Below are 21,788 nucleotides of genomic sequence, written 5' to 3'. Positions count from 1 at the left end.
TATGGCTCTCATCAGGGGTAAAACTGAGGATTGCTCTACTCAACCCGATGGCTCGCTGGTTTCAACTCGCAAATGCTCCAATTTCCTGAACGCGAGGTCGAGTCGCTCCGCACCTCCCCACGCCAAATCTCTACTCCCCGAGCACCCTGTCGACAAGCTTCCCCAGCCGCACGACAGCTTCAAACCCCTTGCGGCTCACCATGAACCCAATGAGCCCGTCCTTGTCGAGTCGGCCTACCGCACGGAGCTGACGAAGGTCGTGGAGCGCATCGCGCTTGCCGGCTGCGTCGGCCCACCCGTTGTTTCGGTTCCAGAGGATCCGGTCATACAGCTTTACCTCCGCCTCGCCGAGCTGAGCGGGTACCTCGCGCGTGGCCACGTTGAACGCCCCGCTCGCAGCTGCCCAGCCGTGAAGAGGCACGGTGGGGAACTCGACGACGACGACTTTGCTGGCGCTGTCGCTGGGAAGCGCTCGAGAGAGAAGTTTGAGGCTGGGGTGAAGCAGGACTACAACGCGCGCCTGGTTTCGGAGGCGCCCGGACGATTTCTCTGTGACGAAGTCCACGCCCTTGAGCAGGTCCGGGATTTGGTTCTTCACCGTGACGGCCACTTGAAGCGGGAGGCGTGCGTCTCGTGCAACGAGCCGACCGAATTCGGCGCCCGGGATGAAATTGTCGATCTCGTCCGTCCAGGGAACATAGAACAGCTTGTGGGCACGCGTGTCGACCTGTGTGGAATCCCGTGGAGTCATATTTCTGAGGCTATCCGGCAGCACCGACAGCGCCGTCGCGTGCGGCACGTGGTCCTGCTGCCAGGAGCACCTGTGGATAATTTAGGCCGAAGGGCTATCGCGTACATTCGCGCACGTCAGACACACGAGGAGTGCCTCGTGGTCGTGCATGGGCACGAACCAGTGACCACACACCGCCCGCACCGCGCTTCCCTCGAGTGACGCTTCGGTTAGTCCTGTGACCGGCGTGTAGTGAGCGATGGTCCCCATTCTCACTACACCGGGAAGATCTCCCGCAGCCAGGCGTCCCTCACTCCTGGTCTGGCGAGCACGTGCACTCGTCGTCTGGTCTACAAGCACTCGATAGGATATGGCCTCACCGGCGAGGGGAGCCGCTGTCCATTCAAGCGTTTCAGGCTGCACGGACGCGAGAATCGTCCGGGTCGCAACGCTATTCAGGTGCGCGTATTTTCTTTCCATGGGAGCAATCGTCAGAATTGCCTCGGTTAATTGTTCGCCCGCCTCTTCGAGGGTCTCGATGGAAATGGACAGTTCCATGAGGACATCCAGCTCTGCTGCTGGTCGGAGGATTTTCAACGGACCGGCATTGGACGTATCCAGGGCATTCGCCAGCAGAATAAGCACGGAGAGGTGAAGTTGCATTTTCCAAGCGTCGAGCTGTGCAACCTTGCAGTCGACCACTTCCAAAGCCCGGTCTTCAGCCTGGGGAAGAAACGCATCGGAATTGCCAGCGCATTCATCTGCGAACCACGAGTAGAAATCTTCAGGCGAACCCGCTCTGTGATATCCCGCAGCCCCAAACCATACGGTTTGGGACCCATCCTCAATCAAAACAGTTGCCGCTCCCCGCCAACGGGACGAAAAGGTCTGCTTCCACCATGCCCGGTCGGACACCGCACTGATGGCTTCGCGGAGCGTGCTCGCGTCATCCGCACCAGAGAACTGGTCGTCAAACGCATGAATGATGGGATGCCTCAGTCGCGATATTGGAGGTAGTCGCCGAAGCATGTCTCCAATTTCGGAATCCTTGGCTTTGCCGGCTATTCGCCGTGCAACGACTCGGCGGAGCTCCACCGCATTCCTCAGGTCGGCCGGATCAATCCAGTCCTGCTTCAGGTCGTCACATATACATCGGAGGGTAACGCGTCGGGCTCTGCTCACTAGCCCAGCCTACGAGACCCCCAGCACAAAAAAGCTAGGACATCTCGTCGAGTGCGGCGTCCTCGGAGGCACTTCCCCCAGCGAAGGCCAGCGCCGTCTGGCTTTGCGCGTGGAACATCCGGCTTTGATAGGCAACTAGATCTCTACCAAGAATCCTCTTATCTCGCACCCCCACGACGAAAAAAGAAAGCGCGCCCGAATCGAGAACTTTGTATAGATGAGTTCGACTTAGCCCGAGAAAACGGGCAGCTTCGGATGGCGTGACCGAAGAACCCTCAGCGAGGACGAGGACATTTTCTCCTCTGCGCAATTCAGCGGCCATGGAATCGAGCGCACTCTTTAGCGTTCCGGAAGGAAGCTGATCTCGGGTGCTTTCGAGAGTTCTTAGCTGGTCGGCGGAAACGTCGGATACGGAGACCGTTGTCATTGTCGGATGCTCATTCCGGAAAGTGAATTTTGGATAGTTAGTTTTATATGGGCTAAGGACTAGAGCCTCGGCGGCGCAACGTGGTTGAAGAATTATCAACAAGATTTTCGGTGACGCATGTCACAAGTGTCACAGGTGCCACAACTGTTGTCAACTCGTCGACGCAGCGGTGAGGCCCACCACAAGTTCGTGAAAGACGCCCGACCTTCTCCAGAACTTGGGTAACCTCTCAAGACTGTGCCCCGTCGCTGCCAGCGGAGTGGCATTAACCGCGTATCCATTGGCGAGAAGGTAGGCATGTTAGCAATTGGGGCGTGCGAACGAGCTCTGCATGGCGTTGGTTCCAGCTATCACCTTGACCGTTGGCGTCTTTGGCAATCTCTACACAGAGTCGCTGAGAGATTCGCGACTCCGCAGACGCGAGGAAGTCGCTCGAGTCGATGGGCGCAAACGGATATTTGCCGACAGGCGAGACTCCATCGAGCTCTACTGGACGCTCCGTGTCGCCCGTGGCCGCTAGGTTCTGGATATGGGACCAAGTGAGTGGATTGCACTAGCTGCCGCATTTCTCGGCGGCACGGCGTTGGTGCTGGGCGAATATCGGGCCCGGCAAGCCCGGCTTGCCGCCAGCGAACGAAACATTATCGACTGGGAGTTCAGTTGGCCCGAACGAGATGTGCTGGAGCTGCGCAACGGCGGACCGGATGGAGCGCACGATGTGCTCATAAAGCTCACGTCGGACTACGTGCACGTGGAAGGCCAACGGTCCGAAATGCTCAGAGGTGACGTCTTAGCTCTCTCGGTTCCCCATTTGGCGTCAACGTGGGATTCAGCGGCTCAGAGACGGGAAGTCCCCGGTGAGTACCCGGTAGTGACGAGAGTCTCCTTTGGTGCACGGATTACCTGGACATCACCTCGCGGCCGACAGCAAGAGACCGCGGTCACCTCGTCCGTGTCAGCGCCTGAAGGCGGGACCGCCTAGTGCGGGCTTCATGGGGTCGGCTCGCCGGGCCCGAACCTACGAGTTGGCCTCGGGTCATCGGGCTGGCTTTAATCGCCTCTGGGCTCCTACTCTCCGCCTCCATGCTCTTGCCAGGAATTGACCCGTTTCTTCGAGCGGCGGGCGCAACGGCGTCAGGCCTTCTCATAGGAGGCGGCCTTCAACTGGCTCCGTCGCTTTTCACCCGCAGGGCTGGGCCTGCCCAGCCAAGAAAAGCCTGGCTTTACATAGCGACTGCCGCCGTTCTCGCGTCAGGTTTTGGCGTCCTCACATGGCTCCGACTATCGACGGATGACTGGGCCCCCGCAGGCTTCCTACTGCTGGGGCTTGCCGTATGCGCGCTCGGCGCTGGTCTTGGCCATCTGTATCCTGGCCCAGACAAACACCCGGCAGTTTTCCTACTGCCTGTGGGATTCAATGGCCTTCTCTTGTTCGAAGCTGGACTTCACTCGACCGCGGGCGATTCTCTTGCCGTGACGGTGATGGTCTTTGTCCCCGCCTTAATTGTTTCAATTGTCCTTACGATCTGGGCATTTCGAATTCGCGGAGCTACAGCTGCCGAATATGCCAAGGCGACCGAGGTCGCTCGTGGTGCCCTTTGGGGGTGGCTGCTCCTTTTGATTGCGAGCGCCTTTTCGTCCGCGGTCGGGATCCAACTTGACGGCAAAGACTCCCTCGACCCGCTCCGCTTCCTGCTGCCCTTAGTCACGTTTGGCTCGGTCATTGCCGCCGTAACTAGTGGGTTCTCGAGGTATGTCGAGGTTCGTGCTGCACTGGAGTTGGAAAAGTCCCATAGCTGAATTTCAAGGTCCGGAAACCGGACTGACAATTCGGATACGAATTACTTAGTCGACACCTCCTTCGCTGACCTCAGCATGCTGTGTTTTTGCTGGCGCGCTGCAATAGTCATGGGATGGCAATATCCCTTAGTAGCGACTCCGCGACCCGCGGTCTTCTCTTCATCAGAATCCTGAACGACGAAGGGATTTTTCCGTCGCTGATCCAAGTGGATTCTTTTTCGGCAGCCAGCCCGCCTAGCTCCTTCGGTGCACGGACAAGCTCCCTGCCTTTTGCAATAGCTAGGGCGTCTGGCGCGGTGAGTGGGTATCTTCAGGATTCTCATCTTGCTGAGCCTCATGGCCCCGGCTTACAGCTCACCGAAGCTGGGCGAGCGTTCGCTGATTGGTTGGACGGCCACTCAGCTGACAGCGACAGGGAAAAGCCGATTGAAGTTGTTGGTCGCCTCGACTCTCCGTTTACGTATGCAAAATTGCTCGCCGAGATTGACCGTCGCGAAAACGCGATGATCGTGGATCCCTATCTCCCCTCGACCGAAGTCGTATCCCTTGTACAGCTTTCCAATGTGACTCGCTTTCTAACACGAGACGTCAAGGCCGCGGGCCAGGCAAAGGAGCCGCGAAGAAGGCATCTGGCCTATGCCCTCGGTGCACGAAATGGCGTTGAATTGAGATTCGCGGCCACCGGACTATTGCACGACCGTCTTGTGATTCCATCGCGCGGTCAGGGTCTGACAATCGGGACGTCGCTCGGCGGAGGGCAGATGACCGTGATGACGAATCTCTCAGAACAAACAACGAAAGTGTTGCGGGATCATTACGAAACCGTGTGGTCGACCGCGACGCCACTCCGGCCGGTGAGTCGCTCTGCCGGGACGGAGGACTTGCCCTGACCGTTCGATGGGCCCGTCACCACTCCACGGTCGCCTCGTCCCTCGCCTTCTCGACGAGCTCGTCAGCTTCGTTCAAGTGCCCCACAGGCCTATCTCCGCCGAAGTAGCCGGAGGGAGAACACAGCCAGATGATGAGCTCGTTCTGCGTCCAGCGCACCTCATGGGCGAGCACGACGAGTGCCCGAACGACGGGCGCTACGTGTCCCGATTCGAATTGGAAGCCTGGATACGCGTACGCACGTCCTCGCTCGATGGCGAGGAGCTGTCCATCCGCTCTCATCCGAGAGACCACGTCGACATCGGTCTTCGGCAGATTCAGGGCCTTCAACACTTCCTCAGGGTTGAGCAGCCCCCAGGTCGCCTCTATTTCGCGCCAGACCGTCTCAATCCTCATGGCCGGCACCTGACTGCTCGACGCGCTCAATCCGGCGGATCTGGCTGGTGACATGCCAGTAGAAGTCAGTCATCTCGTCGTCGGACATCATCGTCCACCGTCCGGACTCCCCGACGCGGCATTCCTCGAGGGTGCGGAGCGGCCGCGTCACGTCGTTGAAGGTGGCCGGCCGACCTGGGCCAGGAATGCGCGTGACCGTCTTAGCGTCCAGGTCGAGGATGTGCGAGCTGCCCTGCGTGACGACGCGCCAGACGCCGCCCTCGTCACCCACCAGGGCGGTGACCTCCTGCGGTTCATGGTCCATGTTCGCCGACCCTCCCTGTCGACCAGTTCGCTTGGCCGACACACTCTGGACTCAGGTATGTTCGATGCATATACTAATCTGCAAATGATGCTTTTGGGGTTACGGTGACAAGTTCCGACTACGAACCGAATCTGGACTTGGCAGTCTGGATCGAAGTGAAGCAATTCGTCCTCGACGCCGTCGCGGATTCGGCCGACGGCACCCCATACACGGTGGCCGAGTTGAAGGTCGCGGCATCACGCCTCGCTGCCTGGACCTGGCAGACGGCAGGGCTGCCGCTGGAACGTGGTGCCGTCTTCCGTCGGGACGTGGTCGCCCGGTTCATCGCCGTCGGCTGTCCCAAATTGAAGCCCGCGTCCCGGGGCAACCTCCGGAGCCAGCTTCTGCGGATGTCCGAGGTACTGCTCGACCCGCGCGAGGTACCCCGGCGACTCGCCGCGCTCGAGCCGTCAGAGCCGGCAGCCCCGTACTCGAGCGCGGAGCTGATCTCGCTTCGCAGTTGGGCCTCCACGCAGTCGACTCCGGCACGGCGCGCGAACGCCTGGATTCTGCTGGCCACCGGTGCCGGCGCGGGACTGGCCGCATCCGAAATCGGCCAACTCCGCGTGCGCGACATCGCGGTTGACGAGGGCGGCGTGCTCCTGCAAATCAACGGTGAGGGACCGCGTGCTGTGCCCGTTCTGCGCGACTGGGAGCAGGTCTTGGTTGACCGGACCCGTGCCCTCGGACCAGAAAGGTTCGTCTTCCGAGAGAACCACGGCGCGTACTACCCGAACCTCATCGCCAACTTCATCGACCGCAGCCAAGTCGTCGGCGTCAAACCCCAGTCGCAACGGCTACGCGCAACCTGGATAGTCCGACATCTGGAAGCGGCCACACCGGTCGTCCCGCTGATGCGCGCCGCCGGCATCGAGTCCCTGGAGGCGCTCACCCGATACGTCCGATTCGTACGCGAGCGTGACGGGGACGAGGTTAGGGCAAGGCTGAGGGACGCGTGAGGCTACAGTGCACGCATATCCGGGCATGCACGTATGCACAAATAAGCTTGCATTGGGCTGAGTAGCCGGCGAAACCGGCACGGAGAGAGACAACACATGTACACGGTGACCGTCAAGCGATTCCGGGACCTCGGTGCGGTCATCAAGGCGGTCCGCGCATCCCGTGGCATCCGCCAGGAGGACCTGGCCCACAAGCTCGCATTCTCCCGCAACTACCTCCAAGGGCTCGAGAACGGCAAACCCAACTTCTACGTCACCCGGCTATTTCGCACCATGAACACCCTCGGCATCACCATCAGCGTCTCCTACAGCCTCGGCGACAATGCTGAGCGCCAAGACTGAGACACGGGCAACGCCCAATTGCGGAACGCTGCCGATGGTCTCCGAGCCGCCTTTCGCACACGGCGGTGAGGAGTTCGTCGCCTCACGCTTTCTCGATAAACTCGCGAATCCGTGCAACGTCGTCCACGGTGAGTCCTCTTTCCGGCCTCGTGCCAATCAGCAACATGTTCTTGGCGCCAAAGGTTATTTCCATGCTGCGGCGTGGAGCCGCCAACGGCCGGTCCCCAGGGTCACCGAGGAAGTCGTCGACCATGACGAATCGCTGATCCGCGACAACGCGGCTGACAGCCTCCGTCTTGATCCAGATGTCCTCCCGGATCAGCCCACCCTCTCGCGTTCCCAGGGTGGCGACAGGCCAGGCGCCCCCGTGCAGGCCAAGTGCCGGAATGAGAAAGTTGGCCGCGTCGTCCCAAGACGTGCACCAGATTGGCCGCACGAGACCATCGTCAATCAACTCGTTCAACGCGGTCACTGCCGCGGGGTTCACCCAAACGTGCGACGGATATGGCTCCGGCGCATCAAGTTCAACTCGCTCTAGAAGCGGCCACACTGCGCCGAGGTAGACGGGCAAGGCGCAGAGGCCCCCATCGACATCCATGAACAGGGGCACGGGCACTCCGCTCCCCGCGGCTCCCGAGCTCTCTCGACTCACCACGTTGTCATTCAACGCGCGGCGCTGAGGGTTCGCTGCATCCATCGCACTTTTCCTAGTCTGAACGATTCCTGAGTTTTAGTTTGGTCAGTTTTAGTGATTGTTGCCTGAACGAATGCTGAATGGGCAAGGGGTGGGGGCAGCGAGACCCAGCTCGAGCACGCTCTTTCTCGCGTGGGCCGATGGCACCGAAGTCAGCCCGTTTGACGGGCGGACTCTGGATTGCGGTGATGTTTATTACTAATCCGCATTGAAGACACTGCCACATGGGACGTGAGGTTTCCCTGGTCGTGGCGCTGGCACGCGACGAGCGTTCCTTGGGATTGGCAGCCGAGCCGGTGCGGTAGCTACGGTTACCCGTGATGGGCGAGAGACGCGCCCATCAGGTGACGGTCAACGCAGGGTCGGCGCCGTGCTGGGTGCCCGGACGAGTTAGCCGAGTGCACGGTGGGGGAACATCGAGGTCGGGGTCCCTTAGGGCGGGGTATCGCGGTGCGACGATGCTAAGCCGAGTCTCATCGACTTGCTCGATGCGGCGCAGAACTTTGGCCGCAGAGTCGCCCGGTCCTCGCAGCATATTCAGGCCCGGCCGTCAATCACAAAGAGTGTGTGAACGTGGCTTTCTTCGTCTTGTTTCGAGGGGGAACAAGCCAGGTAACTTTCACCGCGATCTCTTCCGCACCGGCTGGAAGTTTCACTATTTGTGGGCTCGACCCCTTTGTGACCGAGTCCGACACGCCGATTTCGACACTGTCGTTGAATGAGAGTCTTGTGCCGCGAGCGACAGGAGTGCTCGCGCCAACGATGCCTTTTAGAAAGACCTCAACGTCCAGTGCGTCACCAGAACCCTTGTTGATGACCTGGAGGTGCCAGGTTCTTCCGCCGAAGGACTGAGCGAGGGACGTCCATTTCGGTGTCATCCGGGGGCTGGTTCTACTGCGCCACCGTTGGACCACGCTCACTAAGGCTGCTATTGCGGCTAAGCCAGTGGTAATGAGAGTGCCAAACGCGATAGCAGTTGAGGTCGGGTCAGGCGATGAGGAGGACATTAGGTTGAGCGTATCGCTCCTTGCGTCACCGCTTGCCTACGTTCATCACTCGTCAGCCATGAAAGGGCGAAGTGGCCTTGCGACGTGCGAGGTCTTCCGTCATGGCAGGGCCACTCGACTTGCTCCCGCCAGAGGATCGCAATCGAGGTGCGAAAGAACCTCCGAAATAGTAACTGACCACCTGCTTCTTCAGAGATCCGCACCTCCGTTCGTACGCGCGCATAGATACGGGCGATGGAACTCTACTCACCACCCCAATCGACATCCACCCGACGGCTCTCTCCCAAGACGAGCTCCTCGACGGACTCCCTCCCGCGCCTACTTGTCGAGCCGCCCCGGCCAGAGGTCCACGCCGAAGCCTATTTCGAGCTTGGCGATGGTGGCGAGGTCGGGCCAGGAGCGGCCGTTGAGTACGGACATCATCGTCGAGGGGTCCACGCCCACGTCGCGGGCCGCACCGCGGATGCTTCGGTCTCCGATGGCGGCCTTCACGTTCAGAGCGAACTGCCGGGCGACCTCCCCGACGGGATCTACCGAGGACATTTCGGGCCAGTTGTCCGTGAGGTCGTGCGGAATGGGTCGGGCGGGCCTGGACATAGGACGAGCGTAGAGCACGGAACGCGGGGTGCCCGATGACACCCGAGGCTTTGGCCCTTGTCGACGATATACATAACGCATATAGTAATCTGCAATTGGACGCGAATGTCGCCCAAACCATTCAGAACTTCACTCCGATGATTCCCAAACGCCTCTGGGACGACGTCGCGGACTTCACCCGGTCCGCCGTTGCAGACTTCGCGCCGACAAGCAGCGCCGAAGCCAGCAAAGCCCTGACCGCTGTGTCCCGGCTCGCCGTCTGGACGACGGAGACGGCCTGCCTCCCGCTCGAGCGAAGCATCGTCTTCAGCGGACGACACATCGAGACGTTCGCCGCACGCCAGTTGGGAGGCTTCTCTCCTGTCGTCGCGCGGGCAGAGCGCCTGCGCTTGCTCCGCATCGCCGGCGAGCTCCACTCGTTCGACCCGGTGCGCCGCGACGCAGGGAAGAAGCCGCGCCCGAATCCCTTTGCCCCGTATTCTTCGGCGGCGATGATTCGGTTCCGCAGTCAGGCCGCCACGCGGTCCACCGCGCTGCGCCGTCATAACTGGATGGTGCTGCTCGCCCTCGCCGCGGGCTGCGCCTTGACGACTGCCGAGATCGTGCACCTCAAGGTCGAGGACGTGGACTCCACAGCGGACGGCGTCCTCGTCACCGTGACGGGTGCAAGCCCGCGCACGGTCGTCTGCCTGGCCGACTGGGAGGACGACATTCGGCAACTCCTGCGGGGGCCGTTGGTCGTGGACTACCTGTTCGTGAAGGACGAGCGCCCCAACAACGCGGTCGCCTACGTGAAGAAGTTTCTGAACTCCACGGCGAAGGGCCGCGAGTTCCCGACCGTGGAGCGCCTGCGGTCCACGTGGATTGTGGGGCATCTCGAGGCCAGGACACCCATCGTCGCCCTCGCCGAAGCGCTCGGCGTCAAGACGTTCAGCACGTTCGAACGGCTCGCGCCGTTCGTGCGGATGCCCGAGGCCTCCGACCTGAAGGTCCTCTTCCGCGGGGAGCTGCGACCATGACGGCGACACCCGCGCCGCCGGTGTCTTCGACAGTCATGGAGCAGCTCCGACGGACGCTGCCCAAGCACGGATTCACCGGCAACGCCAGCCGCATATCCCACAGCCAGGTCGAGTTCATCGGCAAGCTCGTCGACGACTCCAAAGTCGCCGAGCAAATTGACGCCTGGCGAGCTGCGGACCGGGTGAAGACTGCGCCGGGCGGACGTCAGAGTGTCGCCAGCACCCGCACGGTGCTCATCCTTTTCCTGCTGCTCAGCACCGAGCGCAGCGCCCTGTTCGTCAAGGAGATGGCGACCATCGCTTCCGACCGGTTGAGCGGGAAGTCCCTGCGACACCTCGACCTGTGGGGCAAGAGGGAGTCCGCCAAGGGCTGGTACTTCCCGCTCTGGCGGGCCCTGCACCGAGCTCTGGACGCCATCGACCCGAAGCCGGGCAAGCAGTGGAAGTTCTCAACCCCTGAACAATACGAAGAAACGCTGCGACACCGTATCGAGGCCAACAGCGAGGTCAAACAGGCGCGCCTGGACTGGGTGTGCAACGCCTTGATTGAAGCCACCCTCCAGCTCGTGCCCGAAGCGGCCCGTAGCCAGTGGCAGGGCGATCTCTGCGTGGACGCCACCGTCGTTCCCGCCTACGGGAAGCGCGGCGCTCCACGGTCCAAGACGCACGTGGCCATTGAGTCCGACGCAGGCTGGTACCGCCGTACCAGCAGTCACAAGGAGACCAACGACTCGACGAAGTCGGTGAAGTCCGTGTTCGGCTGGGACCTGACCATCGCCGTGCAGACCAACCACGACCCCAAGACCCTCCCCGGGTACCCGCTCCTCGTCGCGGGCATCGGCTTTAACATCCCGGGGACAGCGCTCATCCGCACCGCGCGCCACATCTTCGAGAGCGTCGCCGAGAGAGGGCACCCCGCGGGCCGCGCCACCGGCGACCGCGGGTACTTCGCTTTCGCGAAGACCGAGGAACTGCACATGCCACTTCGCAAGCTCGGCTACCTTGTCGTCACCGACTACCTCGACCTCCAGCTTGGCCTCAAGAACGGCTATGCAGGTTCCATCCAGGTCGAGGGCGCCTTGTACTGCCCGTCAATGCCCGAAGGCCTCATCAACGCGACCCTCCTCTACCGTGCGAAGGAAATCAACGCCGCCACCTGGCGGAAACGTATCGTGGAACGCCGCCAGTACATGCTGCGCCCCAAGGAGAAGCCCGACGCCAAGGGACGCGTCCCGATGATGTGCCCAGCCCGAGGGCCCGGCGCAACCGTCAGCTGCCCGCTCGTCGAGAACGGTTGCGCCAAGGTCGACGACGCACTGACGACCATCTATAACCCGCCCGTCAAGCCCGACACAATCTGCACTAATGCTACCTCGGTGAGCGTCCCGTTCGAGGTCGGCGCGAAGCTCGCCCAGCACTATCAGTACGGCAGCAACGAGTGGCAGGAAATCTACTCCCACGACCGCAACACCATCGAAGGCGCCAACGGCTTCCTCAAAGACAGCTCCCACGAAGCCATCGGCGACTCCAGCCGGCGACGCGTCCGCGGCTCCACCGCCCAATACCTACTCGTGAGCATCCTCGTCGTCGCCGGCAACCTCCGGAAACTGCAAAAGTTCCGCGACGACATGCTCCGGCCCGAGACCGACGACGAACGCGCCGACCGCAAGGCACGGAAACTCCTGCTCCGGAAGAGGCGCAAGAACCGCAAGGACAAGCGCGTCGCCGCCTGGGACGACTTCCAGACGTCACCAGCCAAGACCTAGGCCCGGCCCGGGTCCACCGACACTTTCACTCGCAATACACGGCGCTCCAGCACGCTCGAAAACACCTCTTCGAGTCCGCTGGGGCGCTTTTTCGTGCCCGAATGGCCTTTGCGTGGTGAGTCGGCTTCGCCGTGAGGCAACCTAAGCGCCAGGAATGACGAAAGGCCCCCGATTTCTCGGGGGCCTTTCTTGTCCGACCGGGTTTCGCAAATAGATTCAACCTATTTGGCAATCAACCCACTGTGCGCGAGGGGGGACTTGAACCCCCACGTCCTTTCGAACACTGGCACCTGAAGCCAGCGCGTCTGCCAATTCCGCCACTCGCGCGAACTTAGAGAGGCTAGCACTATTCGGGGTGCGAATGCCATTCGTCCGGTCGCCGGGCGAGGCGGGAAGGGGCGCGCAGCATCCACTCGTTTACGGTCTCGTGACCCTCGGGAACTCGAGTCGTGCAAGACTGCCTCCTGGCCGGACGGAAATCCGGCCAAACCCGTACGCATAGCTGCCTCCCGTAGGATGACAATTCCCCGTCCCATGTGCCCGGCGGGCAAGTTGACATGCGAGGCAAGTAACATGCTGATAGCCGAAAGGATCGGATCGGGAGACCTGTGGGCATTCTGGATAACTTTGAAAAAGGTCTTGAGCGCGCCGTAAACGGTGCGTTTGCCAAGACGTTCAAGTCGGGACTTCAGCCGGTGGAGATCACCTCCGCGCTGCGTCGCGAACTCGACACCAAGGCAGCTGTGGTGTCCCGCGACCGCATCCTCGCGCCCAATCGCTTCACCGTCCGCATGAGCCACACCGACTTCCAGCGCATGACCAATCTCGGACCGGCGCTCATCGACGAGCTCACCGACCTGGTCCAGCAGCACGGCAACGAGCAGCGCTACCAGTTCGCCGGCGGCATCTCGATCAGCCTCTCCGATGACCGCGGCCTCAGCGAGGGCATGGTCCAGATCGACTCGTCCACCGTCAAGGGCAGCGTGACCTGGACGCCCGTCGTCGACGTCGGCGGCAAGCGGTACCCGCTCCGCAAGTCGACAACGGTCATCGGGCGCGGCACGGATGCCGACATCACGATCGACGACACCGGCACCTCCCGCCGCCACGTCGAGATCACCTGGGACGGCGCCCGTGCGCAGGTGCGCGACCTCGGCTCCACGAACGGTTCCCAGCTCAACGGGGTCCCCGTCAAGCAGGCGATCCTCGAACCGGATTCGGTCATCACGATCGGCCGCACCCGCATCGTCTTCCGGGTGCTCGCCCAGGCGCACGCGGATGCCCCCGCCGCCTCCGCAGGGCAACGCACCGACCTTCCCGCCGCACCACACGAGCGCCACGACATGGGCGGATTCTGGGGGCCCTCCGCATGAATGTCAGCGAGCTGACCCTGCTCGTCCTGAGGCTCGGTTTCCTGCTAGTGCTCTGGCTTTTCATCTTCGGCATCGTCTATGCCCTCCGCAGCGACCTCTTCGGCCAGCGCGTGCGCAAGCAGCCCAAGGATGGCGCCCCCGCCGTGGCGTCCGCGGGACTCGCCGCAGCTTTCCCCTCTGCCATTCCGGCCGCGGCGCCGGTGATGCAGGCCGGCCCCGCCCCCGCCTTCGTCCAGCCGCCGCCGGCATCCGCTGCTGCACCGACGGAACAGTTCTCGGCGCAGGCCGCGAAGAGTGACCTCGGCCCCGGCGACAAGGCCACCGCCCAGAACGCGACCAGGCTCGTGATCACCTCCGGCCCGAAGGCCGGCACCGAATTCCCCCTGACCGTCGATTCTGTGACGATCGGTCGGTCCGCCGATTCGAGTCTTGTCATTCGCGACGACTACACGTCGACCCACCATGCCCGGCTGATGCTGTGGAATGACAAGTGGATGATCCAGGATCTCGATTCGACAAACGGCACCTTCCTCGCGGGCGTTCGCCTCGCGGTTCCGACTCCTGTCCCCTTGAACACCACCGTCAAGATCGGCGCGACCAGCTTCGAGCTTCGGCGGTAGGTCCATGGCGACAGTCAGTCACAGCGCGGCCGCGTCCCACGTTGGAAGGATCCGGTCCAACAACCAGGACTCCGGCTACTCTGGCCAGCACCTGTTCCTCGTCGCCGATGGCATGGGCGGGCACGCCGGCGGCGACGTCGCCTCCGCGATCGCCACCAAGCGCATCATCGAGGCCGACCGGGACTTCCAGAGCCCGCAGGACGCAGAATTCGCCCTCCAGGCCGCCCTGATCGCGGCAAACTCGCTCCTCGCAGAGACGGTCTACGAGCACACCGAGCTGACCGGAATGGGCACGACCGTCAGCGCCCTCATCGTGCTGAACGACGAGGTCGCGATCGCCCACATCGGCGACTCACGGATCTACCTGCTGCGCGAGGGCGAGCTCTCCCAGATCACGATCGACCACACCTTCGTACAGCGTCTCGTCGATAGCGGCCGCATCACCGAGCAGGAGGCGATGGTGCACCCGCGCCGCTCGGTCCTGATGCGCGTACTCGGCGACGTCGAGGCCGCCCCCGAGATCGATACCTCGATCCTCGCGACCTTTGCAGGCGACCGCTGGCTGATCTGCTCTGACGGACTGAGCGGCGTCGTCTCCAACACGAGCATCGCCGCCGCACTCTCGAGCGAACTCGATCCGCAGGGCGTCGCCGATCGTCTCGTCAAGGAGAGCCTCGACGGCGGAGCCCCGGACAATGTCACGATCGTCGTCGTCGACATCGGTGCGCCGGACGAACGCGTCGACACCCCCGTCGTCGTCGGGTCGGCATCCGCCCCGTTGGCCTTCGGGGAGGAGCCCGGACGCAGCCGCGCCCTGCGGATGTCGAGCCTGCGCCTGCACCCCGTTCGCGAGACCCATTTCGAACCCGACTCTCAGGACTACCTCACCGAACTCATCGAGGAGGACGCCCGCCGCGCCCGCCGTCGCAAGGCCACGTGGCTCGCCGGCGTGATCCTGCTGATCGTCGCGCTTGTCGGCGGCGGCATCCTCGGCTACCAGTGGACCCAGACCCGCTACTACGTCGGCGTCGAGGGCAGCACGGTCGCCATCTTCCGCGGCGTGCAACAGGACCTCGGGCCCATCTCCCTCCACTCCGTCTACGAAGAGACCCCGCTCCAGGTCACAGACCTGCGGGTCTACGACCGGCAGCAGGTCGAGCAGACCATCAGCGCCGCTTCGCTCGATGAGGCCCGCCTCGTGATCGATCGCCTGACAAAGGCCAAGAATGAGTAACTCCCGGGCAGCGGATGCCCCCGCGCGCGCGCCGAGGTCCAAGCCCGGCAGCACGAGGCGACTGCACCTGCCGCAGAAGATGCGGAACGTCGAACTGTTCCTGCTGATCGTCGCGTGCGGGATCAACGCCTCGGCCGTCGTGCTCGTCCAGCTCGGAGCGCTCGGGCACATCGACACGACCCTCGTCGTGCTCGGCGCCGGGCTGTCCGGGCTCGTGCTCTGCCTGCACATCGTGTTGCGCTTCGTCGCGCGCGACGCCGACCCGTTCATCCTGCCGATCGCGACGCTCCTGAACGGCATCGGGATTGCGATGATCTACCGCATCGACATCGCCAACGGAGACGCCGGCTGGAACAGCGCCGCTGTGCGCCAGACCGTGTGGAGCGGCCTTGCGATCGCCTGCGCCATCACGGTGATGCTCGTCATCCGCAACCACCGGGTCCTCTTCCGCTACACCTACGTGTCCGGGTTCGTCGCGGTCGTCCTGCTCCTCCTCCCTCTCGTCCCCGGCCTCGGCCGCGAGGTCAGCGGTGCCAGGGTCTGGATCGGCATCGGCTCCTTCGCAACCTTCCAACCCGGTGAGATCGCGAAGATCGCCCTTGCGATCTTCTTCGCCGGGTATCTGGTCCGCAACCGGGACAGCCTGTCGATGGTCGGCCGCCGGGTGCTCTGGATGAAGTTCCCGCGGCTGCGCGACCTCGGTCCGATCCTGGTGCTCTGGGCCCTGTCGATGTCGGTCATCATCTTCCAGCGTGACCTCGGAACGGCGTTGCTCTACTTCGGGCTGTTCCTCGTCATGCTCTACATCGCGACCGGCCGCCTCAGCTGGGTGCTGCTCGGCATGACCCTCTTCATCGGCGGCGCGATCATCGCCAGCCAGACCCTCGACTACGTGCACGGCCGGTTCCAGAACTGGCTCGATGCGCTCAACCCCGACGTGTACAACGCGGACGGCGGCAGCTACCAGCTCGTCCAGGGCCTGTTCGGGCTCGCCAAGGGCGGGCTTCTCGGCACCGGCCTCGGCCAGGGGCGCCCCGAAATCACCCCGGTTCCGCAGAGCGACTACATCATCGCGAGCCTCGGCGAGGAACTCGGCCTCGCCGGGCTGTTCGCGATCCTGGCCCTGTACCTGCTCTTCGTCGCCCGCGGCATCCGCATCGGCTTCGCCGGGCACGACGACTTCGGCAAGCTCCTCGGCGTCGGGCTCTCCTTCGTCGTCGCCCTGCAGTGCTTCATCGTGATCGGCGGTGTCACCAGGGTCATTCCGCTCACGGGGCTCACAACGCCGTTCCTTGCGGCCGGCGGGTCATCGCTCGTCGCCAACTGGATCATCGTCGCGCTCCTGCTGCGCCTGTCCGACACCATTCGTAACCAACCCCGGCTGGTGGTCTGATGAATCGCGAACTCAAGCGCGTCAGCATCGTCGTCATGCTGATGTTCGTCGCCCTGCTGACCTCGACGACGATCATCCAGGTCTTCCAGGCCGAAAGCCTGTCCGCGGACTCCCGCAATACCCGCACACTGTACGACAGCTACATGGTCCAGCGCGGCTCCATCCTGGTCGCCGGCACCCCGATCGCACAGTCGGTCCCGACAGACGACAACTACAAGTACCTGCGCACGTATAGCAACGCCGCGCTCTACGCCCCCGTCACGGGCTTCCTGCCCATCAACGGTGCCGCGACGGGGCTCGAGCGAGCACTCAACGGCGAACTCAGCGGAACCTCGGACTCCCAGTTCTTCGACCAGATGAACTCCCTCGTCACCGGGCAGGCGTCCAAGGGCGCATCGGTCGAGGTCACGATCGACCCCGTCGCCCAGCAGGCCGCCTGGGATGCCCTCGGGAACCTCACCGGTTCGGTCATCGTCACCGAGCCGAAGACCGGCCGGATCCTGGCCATGGTGTCCAAGCCGAGCTATGACCCGAACCTGCTCGCCGTGCACGACAACCAGGCCGTCACCGACACCTACCAGAGCCTCGTGAGCGATCCGGGTAACCCACTGATCAACCGTTCCATCGATGCGCTCAACCCTCCGGGGTCCGTTTTCAAGCTCGTCGTCGCATCCGCTGCGATCGAATCGGGCAAGTTCACCCCCGACAGTGCCTTCCCGAACCTGGCAACCTTCACGCTGCCGGGCAGCTCGTCGATCGTGATCAACTCCGGCGGCGGCACCTGCGGCGGCGGTGACACGGTCACGATCGCCACCGCGCTGCGCCTGTCCTGCAACATTCCCATGGCCGAGCTCGGGCTGCAGCTCGGGTCGACGGCCATCCGGGAGATGGCCGAGAAGTACGGGTTCAACACGAGCTACTCGGTACCCCTCGATGTCGCGACGAGCGTGTACCCCACGGTCCTCGACGACGCACAGACCGCACTGTCGGCGTTCGGACAGTACGAAGTGCGCGCAACGCCCATACAGATGGCGATGGTGTCGGCGACAATCGCGAACGGCGGAATGCAGATGGCGCCGAACCTCGTGGAGGAAATCATCGCCCCCAATCTCAGCCCGCTCGAAAGCTTTACGCCGAAGACAGTGAAACAGGTGATCAGCGCCGCAACCGCGGCCACGATGACCCAGATGATGGTCAACAACGTCGCGGATGGCGCGGCGAGCAATGCAAGAATAGACGGGGTCAACGTGGCGGGAAAGACGGGCACGGCCGAGAACGGAACTAACGAGCCATACACACTCTGGTTCACCGGTTTTGCTCCCGCAGAAGATCCAAAATACGCGATCACCGTCCTCGTCGAGGATGGCGGAGGTCTTGGCCAGAAGGGGTACGGCAATTTGCTCGCCGCACCCGTTGCAAAGCAGGTACTAGAGGCGGTGCTGAACAAATGAGACCCACAGCAGGGCTCACCTTCGGGGGACGCTACGAACTGAAGTCCCGGATCGCCATCGGCGGAATGGGCGAGGTCTGGCAGTCCGTCGACCTCGTAATCGGTCGTACCGTCGCCATCAAGATCTTGAAAGACGAGTACCTCGGTGACCCGGGCTTCCTCGAGCGCTTCCGCGCCGAAGCCCGTCACGCCGCTCTCGTCAACCACGAAGGCATCGCCAATGTCTTCGACTACGGAGAAGAAGACGGCAGCGCGTTCCTCGTCATGGAACTCGTTCCCGGCGAAGCCCTGTCCACAATCCTCGAACGCGAGCACGTCCTGCCGACCGATAAGGTCCTCGACATCGTCGCGCAGACGGCATCCGCCCTGCACGCGGCCCACGCCGCCGGACTCGTACACCGGGACATCAAGCCCGGAAACCTGCTGATCACCCCGGACGGCCGCGTCAAGATCACCGACTTCGGCATCGCCCGCATCGCGGACCAGGTTCCCCTGACCGCAACCGGCCAGGTCATGGGCACCGTGCAGTACCTCTCGCCCGAGCAGGCGAGCGGTCGCTCGGCGTCCCCGACGACGGACATCTACTCACTCGGCATCGTCGCATACGAGTGCCTCGCCGGACGCCGCCCGTTCACGGGAGAGTCTCAGGTCGCCATCGCGATGGCGCAGATCAACGAAATCGCGCCCGACCTGCCGGACACCGTCTCCGAGCCGGTCCGCAACCTCGTCATCTCGTGTCTCGCCAAGAACCCGGCGGATCGCCCGGCTTCTGCGGCCCACCTCGCGCGGGCTGCAACGGCCCTGCGCCGCGGTGATGTCGCACTCGCGGCCGCTTCCGTTCCTGCCGTCATGAACGGGGTCACCCCCACCATGGCGACCATGCTGATGCCCGGTGCCGGCGCGAACGCCCAGGCCACCACGCTGCTTCCCTCCGGCCTGCCCCCTGTCACGCGCGCGTCGACGGCAGCGGCGGAGGCCGAGGAGGCAGCGAAGAAGAAGCGCAGCCCGTGGACCTGGCCTCTCATCGCACTGATCGCGCTCCTCGCCCTCGTGCTCATCGGTGGCATCATCGCGTTCGTTTCCCAGCAGAACAGCGGAAACACCCCGGTCACGACGTCGAGCACGTCGAGCACCCCGGCGCCCACGCCATCGAAGACGCCGACACCCTCTCCGACACCGACGACCACGCCGACGCCGACACCGACACCGACGCCCACAACGGCGGAGGTGACCGAGGCCGACTTCCTCGGGAAGACGAGCGGGGAGGCCCGCACAATTCTCCAGCAAATGGGCTTCGTCGCCGACGTCGTCACGGGTAACGCCTCAGTCGACCCGGCCACTCAGGTTGTCGACACGGTCTACAAGGTCAACCCGACCGGCCCGGTCAAGAAGGGTGAGAAGATCACCGTCACGGTCTACGCACCGGCCCTCGTCCCGGACACCCCGACCGCAGCCCCGAAGGCGGACAAGGTCACCGTCGCCCCCGGTGGCACGGTCACGTACACCTGGGCGGCCCAGTCCTGCCCTGCCGGGCAGACGCTGGCCGGGTACAAGCTCGAGGCCACCGGCGGCGCCGTAGCGTCAGCGAACCCGACGCCTGCCGATGTCACCACCGCAACGGTCACCGCGGGCGCGGCGCCGGGGCCGGTGACGGTCAAGTTCCTGTACTACTGCGGCCAGGTTGCTTCCGGCTGGTCACCGTCCTCAACGCCGGTCACGGTCGCCCCGTAAGCGAGCTTGGGTACTTCAGGTAAAATAGCCAAGATCTGGGTGACCGGGGACGCTGGTCGACAAGAGTGGGAGTGAGTCTGTGAGTGATGAAGGCCGCCTGCTCGCAGGCCGCTATCGAGTGGGGGCACTCATTGGTCGCGGCGGCATGTCCGACGTCCATATCGGCACCGACGCGCGGCTCGGCCGCACGGTGGCTATCAAACTCCTGAAGTCCTCCCTCGCGGCCGATCCCGCTTTCCGCACCCGCTTCCGCCAGGAGGCGCAGGCTGCAGCACGGATGGCGCACCCCACGATCGTGCGCGTCTTCGATGCCGGCGAGGAGACCGTCGGAGAACCCGGCGGCCTCGAGTCGCAGATTCCGTTCATCGTCATGGAATTCGTCGACGGACGCCTGCTCAAGGACATCATCCGCGAAGGCCCTGTCCAGGCCACCGAGGCCGTGCGCATCATCGACGGTGTACTGACGGCGCTCGAGTACTCGCACCGCGCGGGCGTCGTGCACCGCGACATCAAGCCGGGCAACATCATGATCACCAAGACCGGCCAGGTCAAGGTGATGGACTTCGGCATCGCCAGAGCTATCTCCGATTCCTCCACGACGGTCGCACAGACCACCGCGATCCTCGGCACCGCCTCCTATTTCTCCCCGGAACAGGCCAAGGGCGAATCCGTCGACGCCCGCACCGACCTGTACTCCACGGGCGTCGTCCTCTTCGAGATGCTCGCCGGCCGTGCGCCCTTCCGCGGCGACACCCCGGTCGCCGTCGCCTACCAGCACGTCAGCGAGACCCCGGTAGTACCGAGCTCGATCAACCCCAAGGTGTCCCCGGCCCTCGACGTCGTCGTGATGCGCGCCCTCGAAAAGGACCGTTTCGCCCGCTATCAGAGTGCCGTTGAATTCCGAACGGATGTCGAGATCGCCGGGTCGGGCGTGATTCCGTTGCACCGCCCCGTCGACGAAGCCACCGCGAGCCTTTTCGGCACTCCGCCGACGGCAACCTCCGGATCCGAGCTCGCCCTCAAACAGCTCGCCGAGGACGCCACGATGGTGCGCACCCAGCGACGACCTCCCATCATCTGGATCTGGGCCGGCATCCTCAGTGTGATCGTGATCGTGCTCTCCGTGATGATCTGGGCCTTCAGCCTTACTCCGAGCAGCGACCTTCCGGACAGCTCCCGGAAGGTGCCCTCGCTGGTCGGCCAGAGCTACGAGACCGCCCAGAACACCCTGATCGAATCGGACCTCGCGGCCACCATGGCCCAGGAGGCCAGCGCCACGGTGCCCAAGGACAAGGTCACCCGTACAGATCCGCCGGCCGGAACGATCGCCCAGCCGACCGATGTGATCAAGGTCTACGTCTCAACGGGTCCGCAGCCCGTGACCGTGCCCGATGTCACGAACCTGCCGACCGCCGACGCCCAGTCCGCGATCAGTGCTCTCGGGCTCCTGCCAGGGTCGATCACCAAGGAGAACTCGGCGACGATCGCACCCAACCTCGTGCTGCGCACCGACCCGGCTCTGCAAGCGAGTGCCCAGACCGGCGACACCATCAATCTCTTCATCTCCAGCGGCCTCGTCACCCTGCCGAACCTCGTCGGCCAGTCTCTGACGGCAGCGAGTGAACTCCTGCAGAGCCCGAGCGTCCAGCTTGTACCGATGCCGACCCCGGACACCAGCTGTGCGAGCCAGCCGGGTTCACCCATCACCAAGCAATCCCAGGCCCCCGGCGACGTGCAACAGAAGTCCGAAGTCGCACTCACATACTGCGCCAAGTAGTCCACGACCCGGCCCGCGAAAGCGGGTGAGCCGTCGGTCTGAGCGGAGCTGACCGACGGC

General features: G+C 63.5%; 20 protein-coding genes and 1 tRNA gene. 13 read left to right on the top strand and 8 right to left on the bottom strand.

What is annotated here, in order from left to right; all coding sequences use genetic code 11:
• Positions 1 to 130 precede the first annotated feature (130 nt).
• The 3 genes from QN350_RS08380 to QN350_RS08370 form a co-directional block, all read right to left on the bottom strand.
• The gene (locus QN350_RS08380) at positions 131 to 751 is read right to left on the bottom strand and encodes a hypothetical protein (protein ID WP_322138490.1); all 621 of its coding nucleotides are present in this window, start codon (positions 749 to 751) and stop codon (positions 131 to 133) included.
• Between the two features lie 81 nt (positions 752 to 832).
• Positions 833 to 1,912, bottom strand: coding sequence for a DUF3039 domain-containing protein (locus tag QN350_RS08375; RefSeq protein WP_322138491.1), 1,080 nt, complete (start codon positions 1,910 to 1,912; stop codon positions 833 to 835).
• Positions 1,913 to 1,946: 34 nt separating this feature from the next.
• Positions 1,947 to 2,339 (bottom strand): helix-turn-helix domain-containing protein, encoded by a 393-nt coding sequence (locus tag QN350_RS08370; protein WP_322138492.1) that lies wholly within the window; start codon positions 2,337 to 2,339, stop codon positions 1,947 to 1,949.
• 1,407 nt (positions 2,340 to 3,746) lie between these two features.
• On the opposite strand from QN350_RS08370, the gene QN350_RS08365 reads away from it, so the two are divergent.
• Together QN350_RS08365 and QN350_RS08360 are read left to right on the top strand one after the other, a co-directional pair.
• A complete protein-coding gene (locus tag QN350_RS08365; RefSeq protein ID WP_322138493.1) occupies positions 3,747 to 4,139 on the top strand; it encodes a hypothetical protein in 393 nt (130 codons plus the stop codon).
• Between the two features lie 113 nt (positions 4,140 to 4,252).
• Positions 4,253 to 5,029 carry a hypothetical protein gene (locus QN350_RS08360; RefSeq protein WP_322138494.1) on the top strand — a complete coding sequence of 259 codons (777 nt, stop codon included), beginning with the start codon at positions 4,253 to 4,255 and terminating at the stop codon, positions 5,027 to 5,029.
• A gap of 16 nt (positions 5,030 to 5,045) precedes the next feature.
• Here the strand turns inward: QN350_RS08360 and QN350_RS08355 are convergent, their stop codons facing one another.
• Together QN350_RS08355 and QN350_RS08350 are read right to left on the bottom strand one after the other, a co-directional pair.
• Positions 5,046 to 5,423: a hypothetical protein gene (locus QN350_RS08355; protein ID WP_322138495.1), complete on the bottom strand. Its 378-nt coding sequence runs from the start codon at positions 5,421 to 5,423 to the stop codon at positions 5,046 to 5,048.
• Positions 5,413 to 5,727: a hypothetical protein gene (locus tag QN350_RS08350; protein ID WP_322138496.1), complete on the bottom strand. Its 315-nt coding sequence runs from the start codon at positions 5,725 to 5,727 to the stop codon at positions 5,413 to 5,415. Before QN350_RS08350 ends, QN350_RS08355 begins: the two co-directional genes overlap by 11 nt.
• A 137-nt stretch (positions 5,728 to 5,864) precedes the next feature.
• Between QN350_RS08350 and QN350_RS08345 the strand changes: the two genes are divergently transcribed.
• Together QN350_RS08345 and QN350_RS08340 are read left to right on the top strand one after the other, a co-directional pair.
• Positions 5,865 to 6,725, top strand: coding sequence for a hypothetical protein (locus QN350_RS08345; RefSeq protein ID WP_323516104.1), 861 nt, complete (start codon positions 5,865 to 5,867; stop codon positions 6,723 to 6,725).
• Between the two features lie 96 nt (positions 6,726 to 6,821).
• A complete protein-coding gene (locus QN350_RS08340) occupies positions 6,822 to 7,067 on the top strand; it encodes a helix-turn-helix domain-containing protein (protein WP_322138498.1) in 246 nt (81 codons plus the stop codon).
• A gap of 82 nt (positions 7,068 to 7,149) precedes the next feature.
• On the opposite strand, the gene QN350_RS08335 is transcribed toward QN350_RS08340, so the two are convergent.
• Positions 7,150 to 7,677, bottom strand: coding sequence for a hypothetical protein (locus QN350_RS08335; protein ID WP_322138499.1), 528 nt, complete (start codon positions 7,675 to 7,677; stop codon positions 7,150 to 7,152).
• A gap of 1,409 nt (positions 7,678 to 9,086) precedes the next feature.
• Positions 9,087 to 9,365: a helix-turn-helix transcriptional regulator gene (locus QN350_RS08330; RefSeq protein ID WP_322138500.1), complete on the bottom strand. Its 279-nt coding sequence runs from the start codon at positions 9,363 to 9,365 to the stop codon at positions 9,087 to 9,089.
• Positions 9,366 to 9,502: 137 nt separating this feature from the next.
• On the opposite strand from QN350_RS08330, the gene QN350_RS08325 reads away from it, so the two are divergent.
• Together QN350_RS08325 and QN350_RS08320 are read left to right on the top strand one after the other, a co-directional pair.
• Positions 9,503 to 10,384 carry a hypothetical protein gene (locus tag QN350_RS08325; RefSeq protein WP_322138501.1) on the top strand — a complete coding sequence of 294 codons (882 nt, stop codon included), beginning with the start codon at positions 9,503 to 9,505 and terminating at the stop codon, positions 10,382 to 10,384.
• The gene (locus QN350_RS08320) at positions 10,381 to 12,150 is read left to right on the top strand and encodes a hypothetical protein (protein WP_322138502.1); all 1,770 of its coding nucleotides are present in this window, start codon (positions 10,381 to 10,383) and stop codon (positions 12,148 to 12,150) included. The genes QN350_RS08325 and QN350_RS08320 overlap by 4 nt, the downstream gene beginning before the upstream one ends.
• Positions 12,151 to 12,393: 243 nt before the next feature.
• On the opposite strand, the gene QN350_RS08315 is transcribed toward QN350_RS08320, so the two are convergent.
• Positions 12,394 to 12,477, bottom strand: a tRNA-Leu gene (locus tag QN350_RS08315).
• A 281-nt stretch (positions 12,478 to 12,758) separates the two neighbouring features.
• Between QN350_RS08315 and QN350_RS08310 the strand changes: the two genes are divergently transcribed.
• From QN350_RS08310 to pknB, 7 genes are all read left to right on the top strand, one after another.
• On the top strand, positions 12,759 to 13,523 hold the full coding sequence (locus tag QN350_RS08310; protein ID WP_322138503.1) for a DUF3662 and FHA domain-containing protein: 765 nt from the start codon (positions 12,759 to 12,761) through the stop codon (positions 13,521 to 13,523).
• The gene (locus QN350_RS08305; protein WP_322138504.1) at positions 13,520 to 14,143 is read left to right on the top strand and encodes an FHA domain-containing protein; all 624 of its coding nucleotides are present in this window, start codon (positions 13,520 to 13,522) and stop codon (positions 14,141 to 14,143) included. The genes QN350_RS08310 and QN350_RS08305 overlap by 4 nt, the downstream gene beginning before the upstream one ends.
• A 4-nt stretch (positions 14,144 to 14,147) precedes the next feature.
• Positions 14,148 to 15,377, top strand: coding sequence for a PP2C family protein-serine/threonine phosphatase (locus QN350_RS08300; protein ID WP_281533579.1), 1,230 nt, complete (start codon positions 14,148 to 14,150; stop codon positions 15,375 to 15,377).
• Positions 15,370 to 16,770, top strand: coding sequence for an FtsW/RodA/SpoVE family cell cycle protein (locus QN350_RS08295; RefSeq protein WP_323503227.1), 1,401 nt, complete (start codon positions 15,370 to 15,372; stop codon positions 16,768 to 16,770). The genes QN350_RS08300 and QN350_RS08295 overlap by 8 nt, the downstream gene beginning before the upstream one ends.
• Positions 16,770 to 18,221 carry a penicillin-binding protein 2 gene (locus QN350_RS08290; protein ID WP_322138506.1) on the top strand — a complete coding sequence of 484 codons (1,452 nt, stop codon included), beginning with the start codon at positions 16,770 to 16,772 and terminating at the stop codon, positions 18,219 to 18,221. The genes QN350_RS08295 and QN350_RS08290 overlap by 1 nt, the downstream gene beginning before the upstream one ends.
• Positions 18,218 to 19,951 (top strand): protein kinase domain-containing protein, encoded by a 1,734-nt coding sequence (locus tag QN350_RS08285; protein ID WP_323516102.1) that lies wholly within the window; start codon positions 18,218 to 18,220, stop codon positions 19,949 to 19,951. The genes QN350_RS08290 and QN350_RS08285 overlap by 4 nt, the downstream gene beginning before the upstream one ends.
• A gap of 79 nt (positions 19,952 to 20,030) precedes the next feature.
• On the top strand, positions 20,031 to 21,728 hold the full coding sequence (pknB, locus tag QN350_RS08280; RefSeq protein ID WP_322138508.1) for a Stk1 family PASTA domain-containing Ser/Thr kinase: 1,698 nt from the start codon (positions 20,031 to 20,033) through the stop codon (positions 21,726 to 21,728).
• Positions 21,729 to 21,788: the final 60 nt, after the last annotated feature.

It is taken from the genome of Cryobacterium sp. 10I5 (assembly GCF_035019865.1).
In the GTDB taxonomy this organism is placed as follows: Bacteria; Actinomycetota; Actinomycetes; order Actinomycetales; family Microbacteriaceae; genus Cryobacterium; species Cryobacterium breve_A.
This window is presented reverse-complemented; position numbering and strand designations above follow the sequence as displayed.

Excerpts from the sequence above, each read along its gene's own strand:
- QN350_RS08380 (WP_322138490.1), bottom strand. The coding sequence starts at position 751 with ATGACTCCACGGGATTCCACACAGGTCGACACGCGTGCCCACAAGCTG.
- QN350_RS08370 (WP_322138492.1), bottom strand. The coding sequence starts at position 2,339 with ATGACAACGGTCTCCGTATCCGACGTTTCCGCCGACCAGCTAAGAACT.
- QN350_RS08360 (WP_322138494.1), top strand. The coding sequence starts at position 4,253 with ATGGCAATATCCCTTAGTAGCGACTCCGCGACCCGCGGTCTTCTCTTC.
- QN350_RS08355 (WP_322138495.1), bottom strand. The coding sequence starts at position 5,423 with ATGAGGATTGAGACGGTCTGGCGCGAAATAGAGGCGACCTGGGGGCTG.
- QN350_RS08350 (WP_322138496.1), bottom strand. The coding sequence starts at position 5,727 with ATGGACCATGAACCGCAGGAGGTCACCGCCCTGGTGGGTGACGAGGGC.
- QN350_RS08340 (WP_322138498.1), top strand. The coding sequence starts at position 6,822 with ATGTACACGGTGACCGTCAAGCGATTCCGGGACCTCGGTGCGGTCATC.
- QN350_RS08330 (WP_322138500.1), bottom strand. The coding sequence starts at position 9,365 with ATGTCCAGGCCCGCCCGACCCATTCCGCACGACCTCACGGACAACTGG.
- QN350_RS08325 (WP_322138501.1), top strand. The coding sequence starts at position 9,503 with ATGATTCCCAAACGCCTCTGGGACGACGTCGCGGACTTCACCCGGTCC.
- QN350_RS08320 (WP_322138502.1), top strand. The coding sequence starts at position 10,381 with ATGACGGCGACACCCGCGCCGCCGGTGTCTTCGACAGTCATGGAGCAG.
- QN350_RS08305 (WP_322138504.1), top strand. The coding sequence starts at position 13,520 with ATGAATGTCAGCGAGCTGACCCTGCTCGTCCTGAGGCTCGGTTTCCTG.
- QN350_RS08300 (WP_281533579.1), top strand. The coding sequence starts at position 14,148 with ATGGCGACAGTCAGTCACAGCGCGGCCGCGTCCCACGTTGGAAGGATC.
- QN350_RS08295 (WP_323503227.1), top strand. The coding sequence starts at position 15,370 with ATGAGTAACTCCCGGGCAGCGGATGCCCCCGCGCGCGCGCCGAGGTCC.
- QN350_RS08290 (WP_322138506.1), top strand. The coding sequence starts at position 16,770 with ATGAATCGCGAACTCAAGCGCGTCAGCATCGTCGTCATGCTGATGTTC.
- QN350_RS08285 (WP_323516102.1), top strand. The coding sequence starts at position 18,218 with ATGAGACCCACAGCAGGGCTCACCTTCGGGGGACGCTACGAACTGAAG.